Below are 22,079 nucleotides of genomic sequence, written 5' to 3'. Positions count from 1 at the left end.
TCCCTCGTCGTCGCAGCTCATCGCGGTGCGCGGTGAATCGTTCAACCCTGCGCCGGTCCGAGGCGCCGGGATCCTGTGATCTATTTCACGAGCACTTGCCGCAGGGCTCGGTGCAATGAAACACTGCCGCGCTCCAACCGTTATTCCCGAGTGACCTCCGATTCACTCGGAATTCTCGCGTGGGGGCTGGCGTGCGGGCTTTCGTTACCGCACAGTAGTGGGGTCCGGATTTCCTCGACCCGCTCAAGAGGAGAAACACAGTGCCCCCCTTCCCCCGTGTGCTCGCACGCACCGCGGCGACCGTCTCCGCCGCCGCCGTGGCCATGGTCCTCGTCTGGGCCGCCCCCGCCTCGGCCGACCACACCCTGCCCCCGAACATCCCCAGCGAATCCGAGGCCCAGACCCAGCTGAGCTCGCTCACCGTCGCCCCCAAGGGCCCGCAGACCGGCTACGACCGAAGCCTCTTCCCGCACTGGAACGTGGTCGACAGCCCCTGCACCGCCCGCCAGGTGGTGCTCCAGCGCGACGGCCACGACGTGGTCACCGACTCCAACTGCCAGCCCACCTCGGGCAGCTGGTGGAGCGCGTTCGACGACGAGTGGGTGTACGACGTCCCCGGCGACATCAGCGTCGACCACCTGGTCCCGCTCAGCGAGGCCTGGAAGACCGGCGCCGCCGACTGGTCCACCAGCCAGCGCGCCGACTTCGCCAACGACGTCACCAGCTCCCAGCTGTGGCTGGCCACCCCCTCCAGCAACGGTGCCAAGGGCGACAAGGACCCGTCCGAGTGGATGCCCGACAACACGGCCGTCCACTGCGACTACGTCAAGTCCTGGATCAACGTGAAGCACGTCTACGACCTCACGATCACCTCCACGGAGGAGTCCACCCTCCAGAGCACCCTCGACACCGCCTGCTAGCGGCCACGGCGGCTGACCTCCGTGAAGACGACGGAGAGTGACGCGGTCCGGCCCCCGTGAGGGGTCGGGCCGCGCCCGTGTTCCCGGTCGCGCGGTATTTCCGGTTTCTGGCGCACCGACGTCTCGGCTTCTCACCCCCCGGCCTGATGCAGCACTATGGGTGATGGCTACGGGGCGGAACTCGTCAGCGCTGTCACGAGGAAGGGCTAGCAGATGACCGGTACCAGGGGCACCCGGGGCGCGACCCGTCTCGCGGTTCGCTACTTCGACGACCGAGTGCTCTTCAGCGACAACGAGGCCTGGGCCTACTTCCGGCTCCCCACGGTGTCCTACGAGTTCACGACCCCCGAGGAACGCCAGGCGCTGGCCACCAACATCACCATCGCCCTCGCCGCGATCCGGATGAACGACGCCGAGGTGCACCTGCGCGTCGCCCACCGCACCTACCCGGCCGCCCAGTGGGCCACCCGCCTGGACGAGACCGCCGACGCCGGGCCCGGCTGGTACGACTACCTCGAAGAGATGTACCGGCACGTGTGGGCCAAGGACTTCTGGACCAAGGAGGTCTACCTCGGCGTGCGTCTGGGGCTCCGCAACGCCGGTGCGGGCCTGGGCCTGTTCTCCCAGTTCTTCGGCGCCTACCAGCGCACCGAGCAGGTCCTCGGGATCAACGACGACGCGATCGACGACAAGGAGATCGCCCGCTGGACCGACCAGTCCGAGCGCCTGGGACGCGCCCTGGCGGCCAGCTCCCTGCACGCCCGGCACGCCACCTCCGACGAGATCGCGTGGCTCATCCGGCACGCGGTCAGCGGCACCGCCGAGGAGATCCACCCGTCGGCCACCGGCCGCCGCACCTGGGGCCGGGGCGAGATCGAACAGCTCGTGGACGGGGTCATCCACAACGGCCGCTCCACGCTCCGCCTGGAACAGCCCGCGGGCTCCACCCACGTGGCGTTCCTGTCGTTCGCCCGCTTCCCCGACCTCATGCCCTTCCCCGACGGCGAACCGTGGCTGCACCACGCGGACGCGCTGCCGTTCCCGGTGGAGATCTCGCTGCGGATGAAGCTCATCCCGCCGGCGAAGGCCTCCAAGGACGTGGGCCGCAAGCTCGCGCACGCCCGCGACATGGACGCCCACATCCGCGAGGCCGGGGTGGAGGCGCCCATCGCGCTGGCCGAGCAGATCGACGCCGCCCGCATGCTGGAGCACGGCATCACCAAGGAGCGGCTGCCGTTCGTCTACGGATGGCACCGGCTCATGGTGTCCGCGCCCACGGAGCGCCTCCTGGGCCAGCACGTCGAGGCGGTCGTGGAGCACTACCGCGACATCGGCATCGACGTCATCAACTCCACCGGCGACCAGTTCTCCCTGTTCAACGAGTCGCTGCCCGGCGACCGCATCCGACTCAACGCCTACGCCCAGCGCCAGCCGCTGCGCACCATCGCGGGCGGCATGCCCACCGCCACCGTGGAGGTCGGTGACCGCACCGACCACCAGGGCGGCGGCTGGGTCGGCCCCTACGTGGGGGAGACCATCGGCCGGGCCCGGTCCATCGTGCACTTCGACCCCATGGTCGCCGCGGCCCGCAACCGCCCCACCGCCATCGCCATCACCGGCGAGCCCGGCGGCGGCAAGACCACCCTCGCGCTGCTGATGATCTACCAGCTGGCCCTGCGCGGGGTCACCGTCGCCGCCATCGACCCCAAGGGCGACGCCGAGTCCCTCGTGGAGCTGCTCAAGCACCGGGGACGCAAGGCGCGCATCATGTCGCTCGGGTCGGCCCAGCCCGGTCTGCTCGACCCCTTCGCCTTCGGGGACGACCTCGCCGCCAAGAAGACCATGGCCACCGAGACACTGCGGCTCCTGCTGCCCCGCATGAGCGAGGAGCGCGAGTCCGCCATGATCCAGGCGGTCGCCACCGTCGCCAACCAGCCCCAGCCGTCGCTGGCCAAGGTGGTCGACCACCTCGTCTCCGCCGAGGACGCCGCCTCGCGCAACCTGGGTGCGGTGCTGGGCTCCATGGCGGAGATGCGGCTGGCGTCGCTGTGCTTCGACCCGCAGGGGGAGGCGCGCATCGACACCGAGGGGTGGACCACCGTGTTCACCCTGGGCGGGCTCACGCTCCCCGACTCCGGGGTCAACCGCGACGACTACTCCTACGAGCAGCGCCTGTCCGTTGCGCTCCTCTATCTGGTGTCCCAGTTCGCCCGGCGCCTGATGAACGGCCTGGACCGGCGCCTGCCCAAGGCGATCTTCCTCGACGAGGCGTGGGCGGTCACCTCCACCCCCGAGGGCGCCAAGCTCGTCCCCGAGGTCTCCAGGATGGGCCGCTCCCGCAACACCGCGCTCATCCTGGTGTCCCAGAACGCGGGGGACATGCTCAACGAGCAGGTCACCAACTGTCTGTCCTCGGTGTTCGCCTTTCGCTCCAGCGAGGCCCACGAGGTGGCCGACGTGATGGCGCTGCTCGGGGTGGACGTCAACGAGGACCACATGGCGGTGCTGCGCAACCTCGGCAACGGCGAGTGCCTCTTCCGCGACCTCGACGGCCGCTCCGGCCGGATCGGCGTGGACCTGGTCTCCGAGGGACTGCTGCGCTGGCTGGACACCAACCCCACGCGTGAACGGCCCGCCGGCGACCCGCTCGTGTCCGCTAACGGCCGCGACCAGTAACACGCGCTCCGGGGCAGGTCAGCGGCGGCCAGCACGGCCAGGGGCGGACATCGGATGACAAAGGGTGCGGGGAAGTCGGGTTCGGGCATGACGAGGATGGGGATCAAGGAGATTACCCCCAGCCCTCCGAACCCGGCCCGCTGAACCCAGCCTCCCCGCACCCCCCGACCGACACTCACGAGGGACCGCCCATGAGTGAGGACGTCATCCGGCCGCGCCCCGTCGTCGACACCGCCCTGCCCGAGGAACTACGCGAGGACATCCTCCGAGAGGCCAGCGCCCCGGAGCCCGGACGCCCGTGCGACGACGGGGAGGCCCCCGGCCGCGCGCTGCGCCTGCGCGAGGGCGCGGTCCAACTGTTCGGGGTCGGCTTCACACTCGTCCTGGCCATGCTCACCGCCGGGTGGTACCTGGGCATGGTGATCGTCAGCATCGGCCTGGTCGCCTACGTCGGCGCGCTGGCCGTGCGCAGGGAGGCCGACCCGATGGTGCGGGCCGTCGGCGGCGTGATCGGCGCGGGCGCCTTCGCGACCGCGCCCCTGTGGCTGTTCGACTTCCTCCCGCAGGACCCGCCCGTCGGCGTCCCCTGGCTGATGTTCGGCCTCCTGGCGGGCCTGGTCACCGCCGACACGCTCACGGTCCGGGACCACGAACCGACGGAGGAGCGCCACCGCGACCGCGTCCTGCTGCCGGAGGACATCAGCGCGGCCGACCACGGCCTCCTCGTGGCGGTCCAGCAGACCATGGACAGGGTCACCGACGCCCGCGTGGAGCTGGGCTCGTCCGACACCCTGGACACCGCACGGAGCCTCAGCGTCCTTCGGGAACAGGAGTGGCGGATCGCGTCCCTGCTGGCCCGCCAGCGCGAACTGCGCCGGGGGTACGTCCGCCGCTGGCAGCGGGCGTCCTCACCCCGGGTGCGGGAGGTCCTGCGGCCCCAGCGCGAGCACCTCGTCGCTGTGGAGGCGCACATCCGCGCCCGGGTGGACCAGATCGTCGAGTACGGGCGCCTGGTGGACGAGTCGGTCCTGGCCCACCGCGAGTGGGAACAGTGCCAGGAGGCGCTGGCCGCCATGGACGCCTACGCGGACCTGAGAGCCGAGGCCTCCCTGATGTCCGTCCCCTCCCCGGAGGTCGCGGAACTCACCGACACCGCCGAGGTGGCCCGCCGGGTGCGCGACGACAGCGTGGCCCGGGTCCACGCCGCCGCCACCGACCTCGCCGAGCTGCCCGAGCGCCAACCGGGACCGAGGTAGGCGCCGAACTGGCCTCGCGGGCTAGGCTGGTGCTCCCGTCTGCCGCCTGCTTCCCCTCGCCCTCCCCGGCACCGGTGATCGTGCGACGGCCGTCCCGCGTACGCGGAGGCAGCAGGTCCGGCCGACCGGCGCGAACCATCCTCGGACTGCACGGGAACGACTCATGAGCGACACCAGTAGCGGCACCACCGAAACCGAAGAACCCCGCGTGGAACGGACCGTGGCCTTCGTCGCGGACCCCGGGGCGACGACCTTCCTGCTGCGCGCGACCGTCGCCCGCCTGGTGGAGAGCCTGGGTGTCCAACGCGGACTGGTGGACCTGACCACGCTGCCCGGGGTCGCCGTCGCCCTGGCCCTCGAAGGCGAGGGCGTGCCCTACGACCTGCTCGACTTCGGTCAGCTGACCCCGGGCGGGGACCCGAACACCGAGCCCGTTCCGGTACCCGGGGAGGACGTCACCATGGCGGAGGCCCCGCGCCTGCGTGAGGCGGCGGCCGGAACCGTCAGGGTCGAACCCGACCGGATCGGTGCGCTCGACGCCAACCTCATGCTCATCCCGACGGTCCGCGAGGACGGGGCACCGCAGGCCGAGTTCGGCATCGGGACGCTGCCCGGTCTCGTGCTCGACCAGGCCGAACAGCTGGGGCTCCGCATCCTCGTGATGTGCCCTCCCGAACAGGGCGTGCGGCGGTACCAGGACGGCTCCTGGGTGCGTCAGATCATGCACGTGACCACCGAGCGGGAGGCCGCCGAGGCCAACCGGCGGCCCCAGGGCGAAGCGGAGAACGCCTAGGTGGACGCTCCGAGTGTGCGCACCGAACGGTCGTCCTCCTGGTGGGCGATCGGCGCCCAGTGCGCAGCCGGGCTCGCCCTGTACGTCGCCGTCTCGCTCTCGGTGGCGCTTCTCTCGGGCTCCGCGGTCCTCGGCGCCGTCGTCTCCGGTCTACTGACTCTGGGCGCGGTCGTGGCCTGGCGGCGACGGCAGCGCGGCACCTGGGCACCGGGTCCGCTGTCCGCCCGTGCGCAGGATCCCGGGTTCTGGGGGCTGGTCCTCTTCGGCCTGGTGCTGTGCTTCTTCGGAGGCCAGTCGTTGGCCCTCTGGCTCCACGACCGGTACGGCTCCTCGGGCTTCGACTCCGTCCAGGGCGCCCAGAACGCGGTTCCGGTGCTGCTCCTGCTGTTCGCCATGGTCGTGGCGGCCCCGGCGGGGGAGGAGGCGCTCATGCGCGGCCTGGTCTACCCGCTGCTGCGCCGCCGCTGGCCGGTGGTCGTCTCGGCCCTGGTCAGCTCGCTGGTCTTCGCCGTCCTGCACGGCAACCTGGTGCAGATCGCGGTGGCGCTGCCGCTGGGAGTGCTGCTGGCCTTCGTCTACGAGCACGTGAACCGGCTCTGGCCGGTCGTCGTGCTGCACGCGCTGTTCAACCTCGCCTCGGCCCTGGTGCCGGTGTCCCTGATCGAGGTGCTGGCGACCCCGGCCGTGTTCTCGATCGCACTGTTCGGCGCCGCGGCCGTGCTGGCGGCGGTGCACCCGGTGCGTCAGCCGCGCGGGCTCGGGGTCACCAGCTGACGGAGCAGCCGCTCGGCGGGCCCGCGCACCCCGTGGCGTTCCGCCACCCGGCAGAGCAGCACCGTGACCGACCAGACGACGACCGCGACCACCAGCTGCCAGACCAGTGCCAGCGAGTCCACCCCGACCAGACGCAGCACTCCGGCCGTGGACGCCATGAGCACGGTCTGCGCCAGGTAGGCCGACAGGGCACGCTTCCCGGTGGCCGTCAGCGCCCGCCCGAGGAGGCCCGCTCCCACCGTGCGGCAGGAGGCGACCAGGGCGATGACGGCCAGACACGCGGCGCCCGCCAGGACCCCGGCCAGCCCCTGGTGCCAGGCGACCAGCGCACGGGCCAGGATTCCGGTGCCGCCCGTGCCCGCCCAGAGCAGCGGGGTGACGGCGACGGGCACGACGAGCCCGACCAGAACCAGCACGGCCAGCCGTGGCCGGTACCGGTCAGGGCGCTCGATCGGACCGCGCCCGGCCAACCAGGCGCCGAGCAGGACACTCGGCAACACCATGGACGTGAGCACCGTCGCCGGTGCCACGATGATCCACAGCGCGAGGTTGGTGGCGACCCCGAGCAGCCCGTCCTCGAACAGGAGCCGGGCGGCCGAACCGTACCCGCGCGACAGGGCCGCCTCCGGGCCGACCACCAGCAGGAAGATCGTGGAGAGCGCACAGACGACGGCGCCCAGCACCAGGGCCACCCGCCAGCGGCGGGCCGTGACGATCCCGGCGACCAGGATCGCGACGATCCCGTAGACCCCCAGGATGTCCTGTGCGAAGACCAGGGCGTGCGCCCCGCCGAACACCACCAGCCACATCCCCCGCCTGCGCAACAGCGAGACGGTCCTGCGTTCCGCCCCCTCCCGGTCGAGCCCGGAGTCCAGTCCGGCCCGAACCGACCGGCGCGCCAGCATGGCCAGGCCGAAACCGAGCAACAGCGAGAAAAGCGGATAGACCCTCACGTCCACCAGGAGAAACAGGAGCATGGAGAGGAGGTTCTCCAATGCTTCGGACGCCCCGGGATCCTGCCGGAACCAGAAATGCACGTTGCCGACGGCCACGAGCAGCAGTGCCGCTCCGCGTGCCAGATCCGGCACCAGCAGCCGTGAACGGGCGGGGGCCGTTGTGCCCAACGCCGGAGTTTCTTCCCGTCCGTCAGTTCGCATGTCTGGAAACTAGCAGCGGGGAATGGGCCTCATGACAACGGTGCGGTCACCAAAACCCGAGGTGAAGCGGTGGGTCGGGTGCTTCCTCGGCACTTCTCGGTCACTGGTGCGTCGTTGCGGTGCGGGTGACGTCCCGGGGTCTGGGATTCCGGAGTTCATCGCGGTGCGGTAAAACAGAGAGCGTTATGATCCCTGGGTTTCAGCCGAGTTTGAGGAGATCAACCCCGTGACCAGCATTAATCCTCCTGTGCGGCTGGCGGCTGCGAGCCTGGCCGCTGTGTTCGCCCTGACTGCCTGCTCTTCTTCTGAGCCGTCCGAGGGGGCTGGTTCCGCCGATGATCCGGTGGAGTCGGCTGGGGACGCTGAGTCTTCGAACGTGTTCGATTTCACTGAGTTGTCCATGGGCCCGGCTGAGACCATCGAGTTCAGAGTTCCTGATGAGCTACTCGAGATGGATCAGGAGTATTCGCAAAATCGTGTTGTCGATTCCGTGACCCTGACTGCGACCGAAGCCGAAGACCCCTCGCAGTGCGCTGTGAAGTACGACTTCGAATACACCGATGCTGACTTCGCGCGTCTCACCGAGTTCGCTGAGAATCACTACGAAACCAGGCCACCGCAGGAAGCTGCGTTCAACGCCTTTACCAATGAAGCCCCGAATGATACTGACATGGAAGAGGACTACTCCTCGGCGGTGGTCCAGCTGAAGTGTGGCCTCTCGCCGACCGATGACGGTGACACCGCCGAGGTGAGGTTCGTGCGGACCAACGACAAGGGCGGGACCACCTTCTTCATTGGGGCCGAGGTCTCCGTCATGAGTAGTGGTGAACTGTTCGTCCATGGTATTGAGGCGCGTAGCTGGCAGTTGGACAGTAACGGAAGTTGGGTCAAGGGATAGCCTTCGTCCCCCACCGTTCACTTACTCCCCTCCTGTAGCGCCCGAGAGGCCGTGTCTCCCGGGCGCTACCCTTGTACTTGTTCGCTTCATGCCGGCAACCAGGGAAGACAGTAGTCCCAGCGATTCCTCTTCGGTGACGTTGAAAGACCGGGTCATGTCCGGGATAATATGGCATTTGAAGAAATGATCGACTCGAGATGGTGAAGGCAGTGGCTATCTGCGTCAGTGCCCAAACTGGGAGGTCGTGAAGCAGTCAACATGAAAAAATCCACTGTTACGTCAACTTGCTCATCCATAACGAAACGGCCGCACCGTGGAGCCACTACTGGGTCGACTCGCTTGGTCGAAGGGCGCACCAGGCACACGACGACGGTCCATCGCTGAACTGAGGCGGGGCACAAGGGACAAGGAAGGAACTGGCCGTGACGAAGGTGCAGAAGAAGAGGAAGCTGGATACCACCCGGTATCCGGAATCGGTGTCATCGGGTTCGGGCACCAACGGCGGTCCCGGCACTGGTCAACCGACGCAACGTCTCACCAGTAAGGTCGTCCCGCAGCGGCTCCAGCAGAAGGCGTACGACAATGGAGTGGAGCGCAGGCAGAAGAAGGCCAAACGCGACGCCCGTGGACGCAACCCCGACCCGGCGGCCCAACTCCAGGTCGACCTGGACCAGGCACGGTCGAGTTACCTCAGGCAGATGCGGGCCTCGGGCATCACCAGTCCGGGTGAGACCCAGGACGCCCAGCGCCGAAAGATGCGGCGCAAGCACAGCGGCCTCGCGGCGAAGTCGGCGCGCGCCTGCCTCGGCGCCGTCAAGCTCGGCCTCCTCCCCAAACGCATGGTCGCGAAGGTGACCGTGGGAACGGCGATGTGGGCGCTCTCGCCAAAACGTCGCAGCAGAGCGGGTGGTGACCGTCCGGGGGTGCTCGCGGCCGTCACCGACAAGGTCAAGCGCCAGGAGCGGCGCGAGGCCCGGATCGTGGACAAGGGCGCGGTCTCCCGCCAGAAGGAGAGCGAACGCCTCGCCAAGACCGGTGAGGGCCGCGAGAGCATGAGCCGTCGGCACCGCAAGCGGTTGGAGCGTATGGACCGGGTGGAACGCGACAACCGCGACCCGTTCACCGAACACAGCGCGGCACTCACACACGTGGCCATCCTCCAGAACGCCCACGACGAGATGCGCAGGCCCGGCGCCGACCCGGCGAAGGTTAAGCAGCAGTACGAGAGTGCGCTGAACCTGCTCTACAGCGACGCGCAGGCAGACGGGCTGGACCGCGCCGCAGTCGAGCGCAACACGCGCGTCATCGCCGGTCAGCTCATGGAACGCGATCCCGCGCAGGCGGCGACCTTCGCCGAACTGGGGCACGGCAGGCTCGCGAAGTCCGACCCTCAGGCGGTCAGGATGCCCGGTTCCACCGAGACCGCGCAGCTCTGGACCGGCGACTACGACGACGCGTACGGGGGCACCAGGAAGTCGAAGGGGGCGATGACCCCGCGTCGGCCGATGGGCCCCAAGGGGCACAGGACGGCGGTGGCCCGGACCATGTACGGCGAACTCGCCAGTGCGCGGACCCCTGCTGAGTTCAACGAGACCATGAAGCAGTACGCCGCCGGGGCCGACGTCCGCAAGCACCCGGAAATGGCCGAGATGACCGGGGACCCCAAGGCACGCGCGCGCATGGGCCGGTCCGGGGCGATGTTCTCGTCCATGCGCGCCGACGGGCTCACCGACCAGCAGCAGAGGGTCGCCTACATGAGCGGGCTCCAGGAGTCCGTCAGGACGGTGGAGCGGACGCATCCCAAGAAGGCGGCGGAGTTCCGGCGGACCGCCGGGCCCGAATGGGAGCGGGACACGCGGGACCTCGCCGGGAAGTACCGGGCCTCCGGCCAGAAGGCCGCTCGCGAACGCGGACAGCGGGACGAGCCGCTCCTGGCGGGGCCGGACACGGGATCGCTCCCGGAGCCCTACGAGGACTACGTTTCCTACGGCGAGGCGGCCGACGGAAGGACGGGGCAGGGTGGACCCACCCCGCAGGCCGCCCCCAGACAGGCCTCGGCCGACCAGCGGAGCTCCGGGCAGCACCCCGCACCGGCCACCCAGTACCGGAACCCGGGGCCGGAGACGCTGCACAAGCAGGCGTCGGCCAAGGGCGGCGTGCGCAGGAAGCCGTCCCAGGTGGGTGCGGAGCTGCGGAGACTGGCCTCACGTGACCGGTCGCGCGTGCGGACGAACCAGGTCCACGGCGGTGTGCAGGGTCCCGATTACGGCGGCTGAGCGGGCACCACGGCGGGATGACGGCGAACCGAACGGACCGGAGGAAGGCAGAGCATTGGAAGAGCCGAAGGAATCGATCCTGGATGCGATCGACTTCAAAGGACTCCTAGGTTTCGTCCCCGGCGAGGACGACGAGCTCTGGGAGGAAATGGAGGAGTCGCGGCGGGACCGTGAGGCTCGGGGCGGGGGCATCGGCTGGGATGCCCAGCGGTCGGCCGAGACCGACGGGTACCCGGAACAGCGGAACTGACATCCCGGCCCGTCGAACCTCAGGCATCGGTCCGACTCGTGGGAGCGGCAGGGCAGACGAAGGGGTGCACGGGAGGTCCTCCCGCGCACCCCTTCGTGGTGGTCTGGCCTATTCGAAGATGAAGAACAGCACCAGCATGTGGGGGATGGCGATCGCGGAGAAGGCCAGCAGTTGACCGCCCCAGTCGATCCCCAGCGGATCGTTGATCATCGCGATCACGTGCTCGATCGCGGGACCGGCCAGTTCCACCAGCGGGGCGGCCAGTCCGGACTGGAACACCAGCCAGAACAGACCCCACAGCATCGCCACGGCGACGAACGCGCCGAGGAGACGGCGCAGACTGAGTGAGCGCCGCCTGTGCCAGGTGGCTCTGTTCGGGGGCATGAACTCCTCCTCGTGTGCGAGCCGATTCGCGCACTACCTTATGACTTGTCGCTTATTGTGGTGATTCCTCGGTAAAGGGAACTCAATCCTCAAAGGCCTTTCGGCGCGGCCGCACCGACCGCCCTGGAGTCGCTGGAGCGGTGATACGCGCGGAAGTACCGTGAGATCCGGAGAGCGTGCATTCATGGCGAGAGGCCGGTGGACAGCCGATGAGCGACGGTGCGACGGGTGGGCGGCCCACGACCGTCGGAGTGGTGGCCTCACTCGTCGGGGTCACCGTCCGCACACTGCACCACTGGGACGAGATCGGTCTGGCCGGGCCGAGTGAGCGCTCCGCCGCCGGTTACCGGATCTACACGGCCGCGGACATCGCCCGCATCCACCGCGTGATCGTCTACCGGGAGCTCGGGGTCTCCCTGGAGGAGATCGCCCAGCTGTTGGAGGCGGACGCCGAGGAGGCCACGGAGACCCTGCTCCAGCAGCGGGACCGGTTGCGAGAACGCATCCGGAAGCTGGACCGCATGGTGGACGCCCTGGACCGAATGGCCGAGGCTCGGCGGGAGGGGGTCCTGCTGTCAGCGGAGGAGCAGGTCGCCATCTTCGGTGCGGACTGGCAGCCCTCCTGGGCCGCGCAGGCCCGTGAGCGCTGGGGCGACACCCGGCAGTGGGCGCAGTTCGCCGAGCGCGCGGCGGAGCGAACCGCCGAGGACTGGCGACAGGTCGCGAAGGAGGTCACAGCACTCAACGCCGATCTGGCGGACGCGCTGCTAGCCGGAGTCGAGCCGGGGAGCCGAGAGGCGAACGCCCTGGCCGAACGGCACCGGGGGTCGATGGGTGTCTACTTCGACTGCACGCACTCGATGCAGGTCATCCTGGGCCAGACCAACGTGGACGACCCGGGGTTCCGCGCGCACTACGACGGGCTCGCGCCCGGCCTGGCTGTCTGGTTGCGCGACGTCATCAACGCCAACGCCCGGGCCCACGGCGTCGACCCGCGGACCGTTGTGTGGGAGTGAGCGGGGCCTCTGCCCGGCCTGTGAGCAGGGCGGAGCCGGATTTCGTTACCACCTGGCGATTTATAATGTGAAGTGCATCACATGGCCGATTTCGGCCATCCGCCACATTCTTCGCCCGGTGTGTTCCCGCTGTGCGTTTGACCTCGCGCGACACCTGAGGCCGTCCCGGGAACCCCTCTCCGTGTAGTGGAAGTGACAGCCACGGGGCGAGATAAATCCTGTCAAAATGAGAACTGCGGATACGCGCAGCGCAACTCACACCACGCAAGGCGATCTGGCCGTGTGGGCACGAGAGCGGAGAAGCAGACCCGTGAAGTTCGAGTTCACCCCACAAGAGGAGTGGGACTCACCCCCGAACGCGATCCAGTCGACGAGCGTGAACAGCCGAGGGAGAGACCCCCTCCTCCTCAGCGCTGCTCGCTTCGACCGGAGGGTGACTCGATATGCGGGCACGTGCGGACCCCGCCCAACCGAACCGCCGACCGGGTCGAGTCCGCCACACGGTCGACTCCCTACTTCCCGACCACGGGTCGCTCTGGCCCGCTTATCCCGATGAGCAGGGCGTGGAGGTCCTCCCCGAGACCCGTGAAGCCGACCGCGGTCGGCTGACCCCCTGACCGACCGACCCCGACAGTCACCGCCCGGCTGCGGTGCACTGACCAGACCACCGACCGCACGGACCGACGGTGGCGGAGCGCCCCGGCTCTTCGCCGAGCTCCGCTTCCGCAGGCAGCTCGTGTCGGTGGGACGCGCTTGGATGAGTCCGACGGTCGAACCGCGGGCACCTTCCCTTCGCGTTCGCACGGAATTGCTCGACTACGAGTGGAAACGGAGTACGTGGCGTGGCCAAGAGCACCTTCAAGATCCCCACCAGCCTGAACCGGTCCTTCCTGGACCACGAGATCGCGCTGGCCGGCGGCGGGTTCCAGATGCGCCCGGTGCCGACGAAGGTGCTCCTGTTCTGGCTCGCCTCCGTGATGATCCTGTTCTGGGTCTGCACGTCCACGTTCGTGTCCAGCGCCGACGGCTGGCTCATCTTCCTGGTGGCTGTCTGGTGGCTGGCCGCCACCGCCTTCTTCGGCCGGTACTCCAACACCAAGGAGATGCGGTTCACCTCCCTGCCCGCGCTCCTGGAGTACGTGCCCCGCCCCGCTCGCCGTGTCGTCACCCGGCGCGGTTCCGACCCCAGCCCCTTCGCCTCGGTGACGAACATCAGGGGCGTCGACGACAACGGTCGCATCGAATGGGCGGACGGCTCCGTGGGCCAGGCCTACCTGGTGGTCGGTTCCGCCTCGGTACTGGTCTTCGAAGAGGACAAGAAGGCCATCCTCAACCGGGTCGACGCGTTCTGGCGCAAGGTCGACACCAGCGTCGACTACCTCTGGATCACCACCAAGGAACCCCAGCGGGTCTACCGCCAGCTCGGCAACCTCGAACTGCTCAACCAGGGGTTGGAGAACCGCGATCCCGAGTTGTTCGAACTGCTCGACGAGCGGTACTCGATCCTCAAGGACTACGTGGGCGGCCAGTTCAACTCCATCCACCAGTACCTGGTCGTGAAGGCGGACAACCTGGAGGCCCTGCGGCGGGCGCACGCCCTGGTGAAGGCCGAGGTCGAAGGCTCCAGCCTGATGATCAAGCAGGCCTCCATGCTGGGCGCCGACGACCTCTTCGAGATGTTGCGGACCATCTACACCGCCGAAGGGTGAGACGAGCCCGGACATGACGCTGCGCAGAGTATCGGCCGACGAACGCGGAGAAAGTGAAGGGCGCGCATGAGCACCGGAGCACAGTTTCCTGGCGGCGCGTCCGGGCCCCCGCACGGGCAGTGGCCCGGCGGGCGCCCGGACGGTGGTCAGGGCTCGGCGTCCCCGGATCAGGACGCGCTCGCCCAGTGGACCGGTCAGCCGACGAGCGCGAAGGCACCGACCTTCAGCGAGCTCTTCCCCGACCTGGCGGGTAGTGGCCCGAGCGACGATGAACCAAAGGGCGGCAAGCGCAGGGGGGACAAGGGCAAGCGCAAGTCGGGCAAGGCACGCAGGGGCAGGGACGGCCAGCGCGGGGGCACCGAGACGGGCGACCCGGAACAGGCGGACGCCGAGCGGGAACTGACCGACAAGGAGCGCCGCGCCGCCGAGAAGGCCGCGGAGAAGGAGGCGACTCAGCTCTCCGGCACCTTCGACGACTATCCGCACCTGCTCGCGATCAAGCCCAGGGAACGCTACGTCTTCCGCAGCGACTACTTCCGGGTCGACAACCGCTACGCGTGTGTCCTCGGCTTCTTCCACGACGACGGGGCACGTGACGACTTCGGAGCGTTCTGGGGCATCAACCGCATCCCCAACGGGCTGCCCGACGGGGTCACCGTGGTCATGTTTGAGCAGGTCCGCCGTATGGGCGAGAAGTGGATCGAGGAGAAGCTCAAGACGGTCGAGAAGCTCGACCGCATGGAGGAGGGCGAGCAGGCCCAGTCCGGCACCATGACCTCGCGGCGCAAGTCCGCGAAGATCAGCGACGACATGGAGATCGTCGCCGGTGAGATCCAGGACGGCTCCAGCTACCTGCACGTGCACAACCGACTGCTGGTCCGTGGACCCAGCCTGGAGGTCCTCGACGAGGCGGTCGAGCGGATCAGCAGGCTCTACATCGACCGCTTCGGCACCGTCAAGGTGGCCGCCTACCCGGGCGAACAGCGCCAGGAGCTCACCAACCTCTTCGGGAAGAACGAGCGCAAGCGGGGGAAGGGGTTCCACTTCACCAGCGTGGAGTTCGCCGGATCGCACTCCCTGGTCACCAACGGCCTCAACGACCCGGCGGGCGAGTACGTCGGGTCCATGATCGGTGACGTCAACAACTCCGCGGTGCTCTTCGACGTCAACGACTACGAGCACCACGTGGTCGTGGCCGACAACGGCGTCAACCCCGTGCTCAACCGGGCGCACATCCCCGACATGTGGGGGTCGAAGATCTCCCAGTCGGCCCTGCTGTCCAATGCCCGCACCGTGCACATCGTCCTGAACGGGGCGCGCCTCGACGACCTGGGCCCGCGGCTGGACAGGATCACCGCCCGGCTGGACATGAACTCGGGCGACATCAACATGTTCGAGATGTTCGGCAAGACCGAGGACGAGCTGGGGATCTTCCCGGCCCACCTGGAGAAGGTCGTCCTCATGGCCGAACAGGCCTACGAGACCACCGACTCGGACCGCTCCATCATCCGCGGTTCGCTCAAGGAGACCCTCACCCAGTTCTACGTGGACAAGGGCATGTGGGCGCGCAACGCCAAGCACAACCGGGACCGGTTGCGCGTGGTCGGCATCCCGCACACGCAGGTGCCGCGCCTCCAGGACATCGTCACCTACTTCGACACCCAGTACCGGGCGCTGTCCAACTCCAGCGCCCGCGACGACGAGATGCTGCACGCCTACAACATCCTGCGTCTGGTCTTCAAGGACCTGCTGGACAACAACGGCGACCTGTTCAACACCCACACCAACGACGAGATCGACGGGGTGGCCGACGCCCGCCGAGTGCTCTACGACTTCTCCCGGCTGCTCAAGCGCGGCAAGGGCGTGGCGATGGCCCAGTTGGTCAACGTCATCGGCTTTGCCGTGGACAACCTCGGCCTGGGAGACACGGTGATCCTGCACGGTGCCGAGAACATCGACGACCGGATCAAGGGCTACCTCAGCGAGCAGTTCACCCATCTGTTCCTTCGTGGCGGCCGGGTGGCCTACCTGTACAACGACGTGGACAGGATGCTCGCGGACGAGGCGTTCAACCGTTTCGACGCCGCCGACTGGACGATCCTCGGCACGATGCGCGACGCGACCGTCACCAACTACCAGCGCCAACTGCACCAGGACATCCCACCCGACCTGGAACGGTTGGTGACCACACGCGGGGAGAACCTGGCCTACCTGCGCCGGGGGCACACCAACGTCGTCTTCCATATGGACCTGCCGTTGGGAATCAACCCAGCCCGCGCCGAACGCCGAGCCCAGATCCTGGGCGCGGCACAGCGGGGGCACGACGACCGCGTCAGCCCCGAGGAGTCCTCGGCCATAGCGGCGGCCCAAGGCGACATGGCCGAGGAGAGGGCACAGCGTGTGGCGGTGGAGGGTGCCGAAGCACGGTTGGAAGCCGAACAACGTGAGCGTATGAGGCCGAGCCGGAAGAAGCGGAGCGGGAAACCGACCCAGCCACCGAGCAAGGGCAGGCAGGGCCAGAGCCCGTCGAATGAGGGCAACCGCGGAAAGCGGGGCCTCTAGATGGACGTGAGGGAACAGCAGCGACCGGAGGAGCAGGATGCGCTCGGGCGCGGTCAGCGAGGTCCGTCCTCTGGTCATGAGCGGACCAGCGCCTGGCGGCGTCTGGCTGTGTGGTTGCGCCTGGCCGTATTGGCGATGCTGCTCGCCTTCCCGTTGGCCATGCTGCCAAGTGACACGCTGCCCGCGCACGCTGACAGTGACAACGAAGAGGAAGTCCAACAGGACGAGGGAGACGAGGACGAGGAGGAGTCAGCAGACATCGGCGCCAGGGACGGTGGCGCCGGAGGTGGAGACAGCGGTGGTGAAGAAGACGAGCTGGACAGCCTGTCGTTCTACCGGCTCTCCTCGTCAATGACGGCTCTGTTCTCGACGGCCCAGGAGCCGGGCAACACCATCGAGCTCGGGGGTAACTGGGAAGGGCTGATCCAGAATCCGGCCAGTTCCGGATCGATGCTGGGGTACCCCGACGAGCAGTACAACATCCTGCGGGGATGGATCGACTCACGCAATGCTCAGTCCTCCAACGACGTCGGTTACGGTTCGTTGGTGGGAGCCCAAGGGTCGGGCTTTGATCACGCCTCAGGGGCCCGTAACTACGCGCTCTTCGGGGCAAGTCTCAACGGCTTGGGCCTCGACTCCACCAGCTCTGGTCTCGCCCTCGGATTCTCCAGTTGGATGATGGGCGGGATCGTCCTCATCCTGTTCATGGTCGCGGCAGCCATCGACTCCCTTTGGTCGATCATTCTCAGTACTCTGATTCTGCTCAACCCCTTCAGGCTGATCTACGACGGGGTTCAGGCCACCTCCGGTCCAAATTTCGCCGACAATATGACCGGCGGCCAAGGGGGGACCGACACTAATTGGCTAACCGATAACTTCGTTGCCCTGGTCGGTTACGGCTACGGTCTGCTGGTCGGGATTTCATGGGCTGTACTTCTGCCGGTCTTTCTTGGTGTCTTCGTCATGGGTCTCCTGCTGTTCAAGCGAATGGACCGTGGAGCTGCGACGAAGAAATTCCTTATTCGATTCGTCTTCATCTCTGTTGGGGTGCCGATTATCGGCGCTATGTACAGCGGAGTGCTCAACTCGATGCAGGAGGCGACGAACGAGGGAAATTCAGCCGCAACGGAAGTGGTGTTCTCCACGTTCCTCGATTTCGAGTCCTGGGCCATGCGGGAGCGCCTGCGTGTGCCCTCAGGTGCGGTAATCGAATGGGACGTGAAGGATCAAGCGCCATCCGGTGATTCTCAAATAGCTGTTCGCGACACCGCTTTGCTGATCAACGCCAACTCTCTGGGGTTCTCGGAGGGGAGTGTCCGGCTCTCAGGGGAGGAGGCAACCTGGGGTAGCGACATGTTGGCCGGAGACAGCTCGACTTACGAGGATTCGCACTACGCGGCGGTCAGTGACATGCTGAACCGTTACATGAATGTCCATCACGTCAACGCCGCCTCGTTCGAGTCCGAGTCCAAGTCGACCGTGGCCGCCGAGGACATGGAAAACGCGACCAGCTGGTTCGATGAGTATATGGCGCGTCCGTCAAGCCTCCAAGATCTTGAAGACGCCCAGTCGAACCCGTTGCTCTCCGTCGCTCCCGACTCTGGGCTGACTGCAAATCGGGAAATGGCATCGGGAGAAAATAGAAGCGACAAGATCCATTTTAGTAGCGAGCGGGGGACGCAAACGGCGTGTGGGCGCAAGATCGCTGACACGGGAGGTGTACCCGCAGCCTGCAACCTCGCTCCGCTGGCGATGTACAACTACCTCAACACGGATTTCGGGCCGTCCTCCTACACCTCCTACTCCTCTGGCAAGTCCACCAGTGAGGCGACCCGGTACATCCACAATTCGGTGAACCTCGTGGGTACCGGCATCATGAGCTTCATCTACTGGATCCATGCCGTGGTTCTCCTGGGCGCGTTCGTCGTCATCGGGCTCGGCTACTCCCTCGGGCTGTTGATGGCCAACATCCGACGCACTTTCCAGTTGATTGGATCGATCCCGTTCGCGGTGGTGGGCGTGGTCTCGGGCATAGCCAAGTTCATCATCTACACGGTTGCGATGATCATGGAGATCCTGGTCACGATCTTCCTCTACAAGCTGGTGTTGGCGCTTCTGCTCGCGATGCCGGAGATCATCTCGGCCCCGTTCTCCGGAGCCCTGACTGGCAACGAAGCGCCAGCTCCGCCGGAATTCGTGGAATTCCTGAAGGAATCGGGATTCCTGCACATGGTCGTCACCCTCGTGTCGATCGTCGCCGTCATCCTCTTCACGATCATGGCGATGCGTGTGCGCAAGACCCTGGTCAAGGCGGTGGAGGACGGCGTCACCAAGGCTGTCGAGAAGTTCGTCGACAGCAAGGCCCAGACGCCCCCCAACACCATGCGGCCGCACAGGCCCGGCAGCGGGAAGGCTTCGGCTGCGGGCGGCAACCGGTCGATGAACGGTGCCCGAGGGATGAAGAACCCCAAGGGCCTCAAGGGCGCGAACGCGGGCGGGACGAACACCGGTGCCGCCGCAGCAGGTCTCGGAGCCGGAGCGGGTGCGGCCGCAATGACGGCCGACAACAACACCAAGGTGAGTGGCGACGTCGACACCGATGGCAAGTTGGAGACCGACGACCCCGCGATGTCCGGTGGAGGCAGTTCCGGTGCGGGTCTGGAGCCCAGCGCCCAGGAGCGGAACGCCGCAGGGGAGGCCGAGCTCGGCCGCCGGGTCGAGAGGGACGGACTCTCCGACAGCCCGATGAAGGCCACGGGCGAATCTGTCCAACAGTCGGCCGCGGGCTATGTGGAGGCGGACAAACGGCGGCTGGGTCTCGGGGACAAGGCCGGAGCGGTCGAAGCGGCGGGCGGGACCGCGGAGAGGCGCGGTCCGACCATGTCCAGTAACTCCGAGCCTGGCAGGGCCGTGCAACAGGCCGGGAGGCAGCCCTCCCCCGATACTCCGCAGACCACCCCCAGGGTCGACCGGCGGGTCCAGAAGGGCCAGCAGACCTCGGGCACCGGACGCAACGTGTCCGACGTCGCCGGAGCGGTCGGTGGTGTCAGCGGTGGTGCGCCCAAGCCCGCGCAGCCGCAGCCGACCCCGAAGAAGCCGCCGAGTGCGGGTGGGGCCACCCCGCCGCGGAACCGGAGGCGCGGACCCAAGCGAAAGTGATTTTGGTAACCGGGAAAACCTTTGATCACTGAGCGGAAAGGCGGGGGGTGAAGCGGCTTGGTCTCACACATGTTGGCCGGAGTAGGTCAATGTGACGCTGTTCGGAGTTTCCCCTGCTCCAGAGCTAACAATGTGATGGACAAAGTTGCCGCTCGCGACAGCCGACAGTTAGAATCAGCCCTCAGAGAGCCCGCATTGGAATACGGAAGACCCAGGTACTGGCACCCTCATCCGTACCCCAGGCCTGTTGAGCTTTCTGCCCTCACACTCCCTCACAGTCGAACCAGGCCAGGACCAGAGGACAAGGACTACCGAAAATGAACCTGAGCAACCTCCCTTCCGCGTCATGGGACCTCCTCTCATTTCTGGAGAACGCCACCAACTACGTGCGACTGGCTGGCGGATCCGCCCTCGCCCTGATGGGTACCGTCGGCGTTATCTGGGGCGGTGTTCTGCTTATCAAGAAGCTCATGGCCACCCAGCAGGACCAGACCAGCTGGGGCAAGGTCGGCGGGCTGATCCTTGTCGGCGGAGCCCTCATGGTCGGTGGATTCAGCCTTCTCTCCACCATCGCCGCTGGTGGTAGGGCCACCATCGAGGACCTGGGCGGCGGCGCCATGATCCTCATGGGGCTCGTCTAGCCCACGGCGGGGCACCACCGCACCATCGTCCTGAATCATGGTTGTGCATCGGTAGGTACGAATGAGGGTCGGCGGCGCGAGAAGCCGTCGACCCTTCGCGCATTCCACAGGTCAGCCCATGTTCGAGCGACACGGCAGGAGCACGTCACGTGAGTTTGAAGGAAACCATAACGACGTACGCGAAGAAGATGAAACTGGGTCCCCATCACGCCATTGAGCGTTTCGGGGTCATGACCGCCTGTTTCACCGTCACATTCGCCATGCTCCTGACCGGGACCATCGCCTCGGCCGTCGCCAACAACCGGTCCCAACTGAGCGAGACCGCGCTGTACACGGCTTCGTTCACCACCTCCAGGACCGAACTCTCCGGAACCGTCGAGGGGATCTACACCAACGGTGACGGTGACCGCGGACTGGTGCTCATGAAGTTCAGTGACTCCAGCACCGGGTCGTTCTCCGCCGACGCGGCCAACTACCAGGCGTTCCTCACCGGGTCGAACGAGCGCCTCGACACCCAGGCGCTCGGTACGAACATCACCGGCTCCATCATCGTCTTCGGCTCCACCGGATACATCGGGGTGGTACTCGACTCCGACGCCCCGTTCGCCCAACAGATCATGAGCCTGACCCTGCGGGCCAACAGCGAACTCGTCTACACGGAGGACGCGGGCCGCAACCTCAGCGAGGACCTTCGCGACGACGGCAGCTTCGCCGAGTTCGACCAGTGGCGGGTGTTCGTCAACCCCGGAGCCTCCGGCACGGTGGAGGCCGCCTCCCTGGACAGCAACCGGGTCGACCCGGTCGCCATCTACTACGAACTGGTGGTGGCCCAGCAGGAGGAGGAGCTCCGTTCGCAGATGGACGAGCAGCTCCTGCAGATGCGCGCGGTGCTCAACCGCGTCGCCGAGTACGACGGTGAGATGAGCCGGATCAACGTGGACGGCGTGTTCATCGAACCTCCCGAGGTTCCGGTGCAGCTCGCCGGTGACGCAGTCACAGGCGACGAGGCCGAGGGCGAGGACGAGTCCACGTTGGAGCTGGAAACCGAATGGGTGCACCCGCGCGGCTTCGACTTCGACTGGCGTTCGGGTTCGGTCGAGGAGGGCTACCTGGACGCGATCATGCCCTCGGACGAGAGTTCCTACGTCACGTTCCTCAACGAGAAGGCCCGGGCCGAGGAGGGGAGCACCCTGTTCTCCGGCAACGAGATGGAATGGATCCTCACCGACGGCAACGACCTGCAGGAGTACGGGCACTCGAACCAGTCCATGAAGCCTCTGCGGGACATCATGAACAACACGACCCAGGCCTACCAGGAGTACCTGGGCCTGAAGAGCGCCTACCAGGTCGACTCCTACAGCGAACTGCTCGAACTGGAAGTGACGCTGCGCGGTGTCGACTCGGCCGGATCGGTCAACGCGGACGAAGAGGTCCTGCTCACCTACTGACCCCGACCGAGGGCGGGGCGGTTCAGGAAATCCAGACGGTGCGCTGAGGGAAGAGGAGAGGGCGTCATGGTCGGCGGCGAGGACGAGATTCCGCAACTCCCGGGCTCAGGATCGCGAGGCGACCGGACCCGTGGTCTGGGAGCGGCGAGTGACGCCGCCG

16 protein-coding genes are annotated in these 22,079 nt (G+C 67.3%); 14 read left to right on the top strand and 2 right to left on the bottom strand.

Annotated elements, in window-relative coordinates:
• The first annotated feature begins 260 nt into the window (after positions 1-260).
• The 5 genes from AC0VYL_RS23510 (at position 261) to AC0VYL_RS23490 (ending at position 6,419) form a co-directional block, all read left to right on the top strand.
• The gene (locus tag AC0VYL_RS23510; RefSeq protein ID WP_475456034.1) at positions 261-920 is read left to right on the top strand and encodes a GmrSD restriction endonuclease domain-containing protein; all 660 of its coding nucleotides are present in this window, start codon (positions 261-263) and stop codon (positions 918-920) included.
• 213 nt (positions 921-1,133) lie between these two features.
• Complete coding sequence (locus AC0VYL_RS23505) at positions 1,134-3,596, top strand: ATP-binding protein (RefSeq protein WP_475456032.1); 2,463 nt, start codon at positions 1,134-1,136, stop codon at positions 3,594-3,596.
• A 191-nt stretch (positions 3,597-3,787) separates the two neighbouring features.
• On the top strand, positions 3,788-4,852 hold the full coding sequence (locus tag AC0VYL_RS23500; RefSeq protein ID WP_475481531.1) for a hypothetical protein: 1,065 nt from the start codon (positions 3,788-3,790) through the stop codon (positions 4,850-4,852).
• Between the two features lie 163 nt (positions 4,853-5,015).
• Positions 5,016-5,645 (top strand): hypothetical protein, encoded by a 630-nt coding sequence (locus AC0VYL_RS23495; protein WP_475481530.1) that lies wholly within the window; start codon positions 5,016-5,018, stop codon positions 5,643-5,645.
• Positions 5,646-6,419, top strand: a complete 774-nt coding sequence (locus AC0VYL_RS23490) for a lysostaphin resistance A-like protein (RefSeq protein ID WP_475481529.1) — start codon at positions 5,646-5,648, stop codon at positions 6,417-6,419.
• Here the strand turns inward: AC0VYL_RS23490 and AC0VYL_RS23485 are convergent.
• Positions 6,389-7,543: a DUF418 domain-containing protein gene (locus tag AC0VYL_RS23485; protein WP_475481528.1), complete on the bottom strand. Its 1,155-nt coding sequence runs from the start codon at positions 7,541-7,543 to the stop codon at positions 6,389-6,391. The two genes, AC0VYL_RS23490 and AC0VYL_RS23485, sit on opposite strands and share 31 nt — an antisense overlap.
• 259 nt (positions 7,544-7,802) lie before the next feature.
• Between AC0VYL_RS23485 and AC0VYL_RS23480 the strand changes: the two genes are divergently transcribed.
• The 3 genes from AC0VYL_RS23480 (at position 7,803) to AC0VYL_RS23470 (ending at position 11,000) form a co-directional block, all read left to right on the top strand.
• Positions 7,803-8,474: a hypothetical protein gene (locus tag AC0VYL_RS23480; RefSeq protein WP_475481527.1), complete on the top strand. Its 672-nt coding sequence runs from the start codon at positions 7,803-7,805 to the stop codon at positions 8,472-8,474.
• A gap of 587 nt (positions 8,475-9,061) precedes the next feature.
• Positions 9,062-10,750, top strand: coding sequence for a hypothetical protein (locus AC0VYL_RS23475; RefSeq protein WP_475481526.1), 1,689 nt, complete (start codon positions 9,062-9,064; stop codon positions 10,748-10,750).
• A 55-nt stretch (positions 10,751-10,805) separates the two neighbouring features.
• Positions 10,806-11,000 carry a hypothetical protein gene (locus AC0VYL_RS23470; protein ID WP_475481525.1) on the top strand — a complete coding sequence of 65 codons (195 nt, stop codon included), beginning with the start codon at positions 10,806-10,808 and terminating at the stop codon, positions 10,998-11,000.
• Between the two features lie 108 nt (positions 11,001-11,108).
• Here AC0VYL_RS23470 and AC0VYL_RS23465 read toward each other — a convergent pair whose 3' ends face one another.
• Positions 11,109-11,384, bottom strand: a complete 276-nt coding sequence (locus tag AC0VYL_RS23465; RefSeq protein WP_475481524.1) for a hypothetical protein — start codon at positions 11,382-11,384, stop codon at positions 11,109-11,111.
• 209 nt (positions 11,385-11,593) lie between these two features.
• Between AC0VYL_RS23465 and AC0VYL_RS23460 the strand changes: the two genes are divergently transcribed.
• The 6 genes from AC0VYL_RS23460 to AC0VYL_RS23435 all read left to right on the top strand — a co-directional run bounded on the left by AC0VYL_RS23460 (position 11,594) and on the right by AC0VYL_RS23435 (position 21,919).
• A complete protein-coding gene (locus AC0VYL_RS23460; protein ID WP_475481523.1) occupies positions 11,594-12,400 on the top strand; it encodes a MerR family transcriptional regulator in 807 nt (268 codons plus the stop codon).
• An 842-nt stretch (positions 12,401-13,242) separates the two neighbouring features.
• Positions 13,243-14,109 carry a hypothetical protein gene (locus AC0VYL_RS23455; RefSeq protein ID WP_475481522.1) on the top strand — a complete coding sequence of 289 codons (867 nt, stop codon included), beginning with the start codon at positions 13,243-13,245 and terminating at the stop codon, positions 14,107-14,109.
• A 66-nt stretch (positions 14,110-14,175) separates the two neighbouring features.
• On the top strand, positions 14,176-16,671 hold the full coding sequence (locus AC0VYL_RS23450) for a hypothetical protein (protein ID WP_475481521.1): 2,496 nt from the start codon (positions 14,176-14,178) through the stop codon (positions 16,669-16,671).
• A complete protein-coding gene (locus tag AC0VYL_RS23445) occupies positions 16,672-19,830 on the top strand; it encodes a hypothetical protein (RefSeq protein ID WP_475481520.1) in 3,159 nt (1,052 codons plus the stop codon). It abuts the gene before it with no gap.
• Positions 19,831-20,147: 317 nt separating this feature from the next.
• Positions 20,148-20,471: a hypothetical protein gene (locus tag AC0VYL_RS23440; RefSeq protein WP_475481519.1), complete on the top strand. Its 324-nt coding sequence runs from the start codon at positions 20,148-20,150 to the stop codon at positions 20,469-20,471.
• 230 nt (positions 20,472-20,701) lie between these two features.
• Positions 20,702-21,919: a hypothetical protein gene (locus AC0VYL_RS23435; protein ID WP_475481518.1), complete on the top strand. Its 1,218-nt coding sequence runs from the start codon at positions 20,702-20,704 to the stop codon at positions 21,917-21,919.
• Positions 21,920-22,079: the final 160 nt, after the last annotated feature.

Source organism: Nocardiopsis sp. iso_238 (assembly GCF_056173325.1).
Note: the sequence above shows the minus strand (reverse complement) of the source record. Positions and strands in the feature narration are given on the sequence as shown.

Coding starts and splice junctions, on each gene's coding strand:
- AC0VYL_RS23505 (WP_475456032.1), top strand. CDS start 1,134: ATGACCGGTACCAGGGGCACCCGGGGCGCGACCCGTCTCGCGGTTCGC.
- AC0VYL_RS23500 (WP_475481531.1), top strand. CDS start 3,788: ATGAGTGAGGACGTCATCCGGCCGCGCCCCGTCGTCGACACCGCCCTG.
- AC0VYL_RS23495 (WP_475481530.1), top strand. CDS start 5,016: ATGAGCGACACCAGTAGCGGCACCACCGAAACCGAAGAACCCCGCGTG.
- AC0VYL_RS23465 (WP_475481524.1), bottom strand. CDS start 11,384: ATGCCCCCGAACAGAGCCACCTGGCACAGGCGGCGCTCACTCAGTCTG.
- AC0VYL_RS23460 (WP_475481523.1), top strand. CDS start 11,594: ATGAGCGACGGTGCGACGGGTGGGCGGCCCACGACCGTCGGAGTGGTG.
- AC0VYL_RS23450 (WP_475481521.1), top strand. CDS start 14,176: ATGAGCACCGGAGCACAGTTTCCTGGCGGCGCGTCCGGGCCCCCGCAC.
- AC0VYL_RS23445 (WP_475481520.1), top strand. CDS start 16,672: ATGGACGTGAGGGAACAGCAGCGACCGGAGGAGCAGGATGCGCTCGGG.
- AC0VYL_RS23440 (WP_475481519.1), top strand. CDS start 20,148: ATGAACCTGAGCAACCTCCCTTCCGCGTCATGGGACCTCCTCTCATTT.
- AC0VYL_RS23435 (WP_475481518.1), top strand. CDS start 20,702: ATGACCGCCTGTTTCACCGTCACATTCGCCATGCTCCTGACCGGGACC.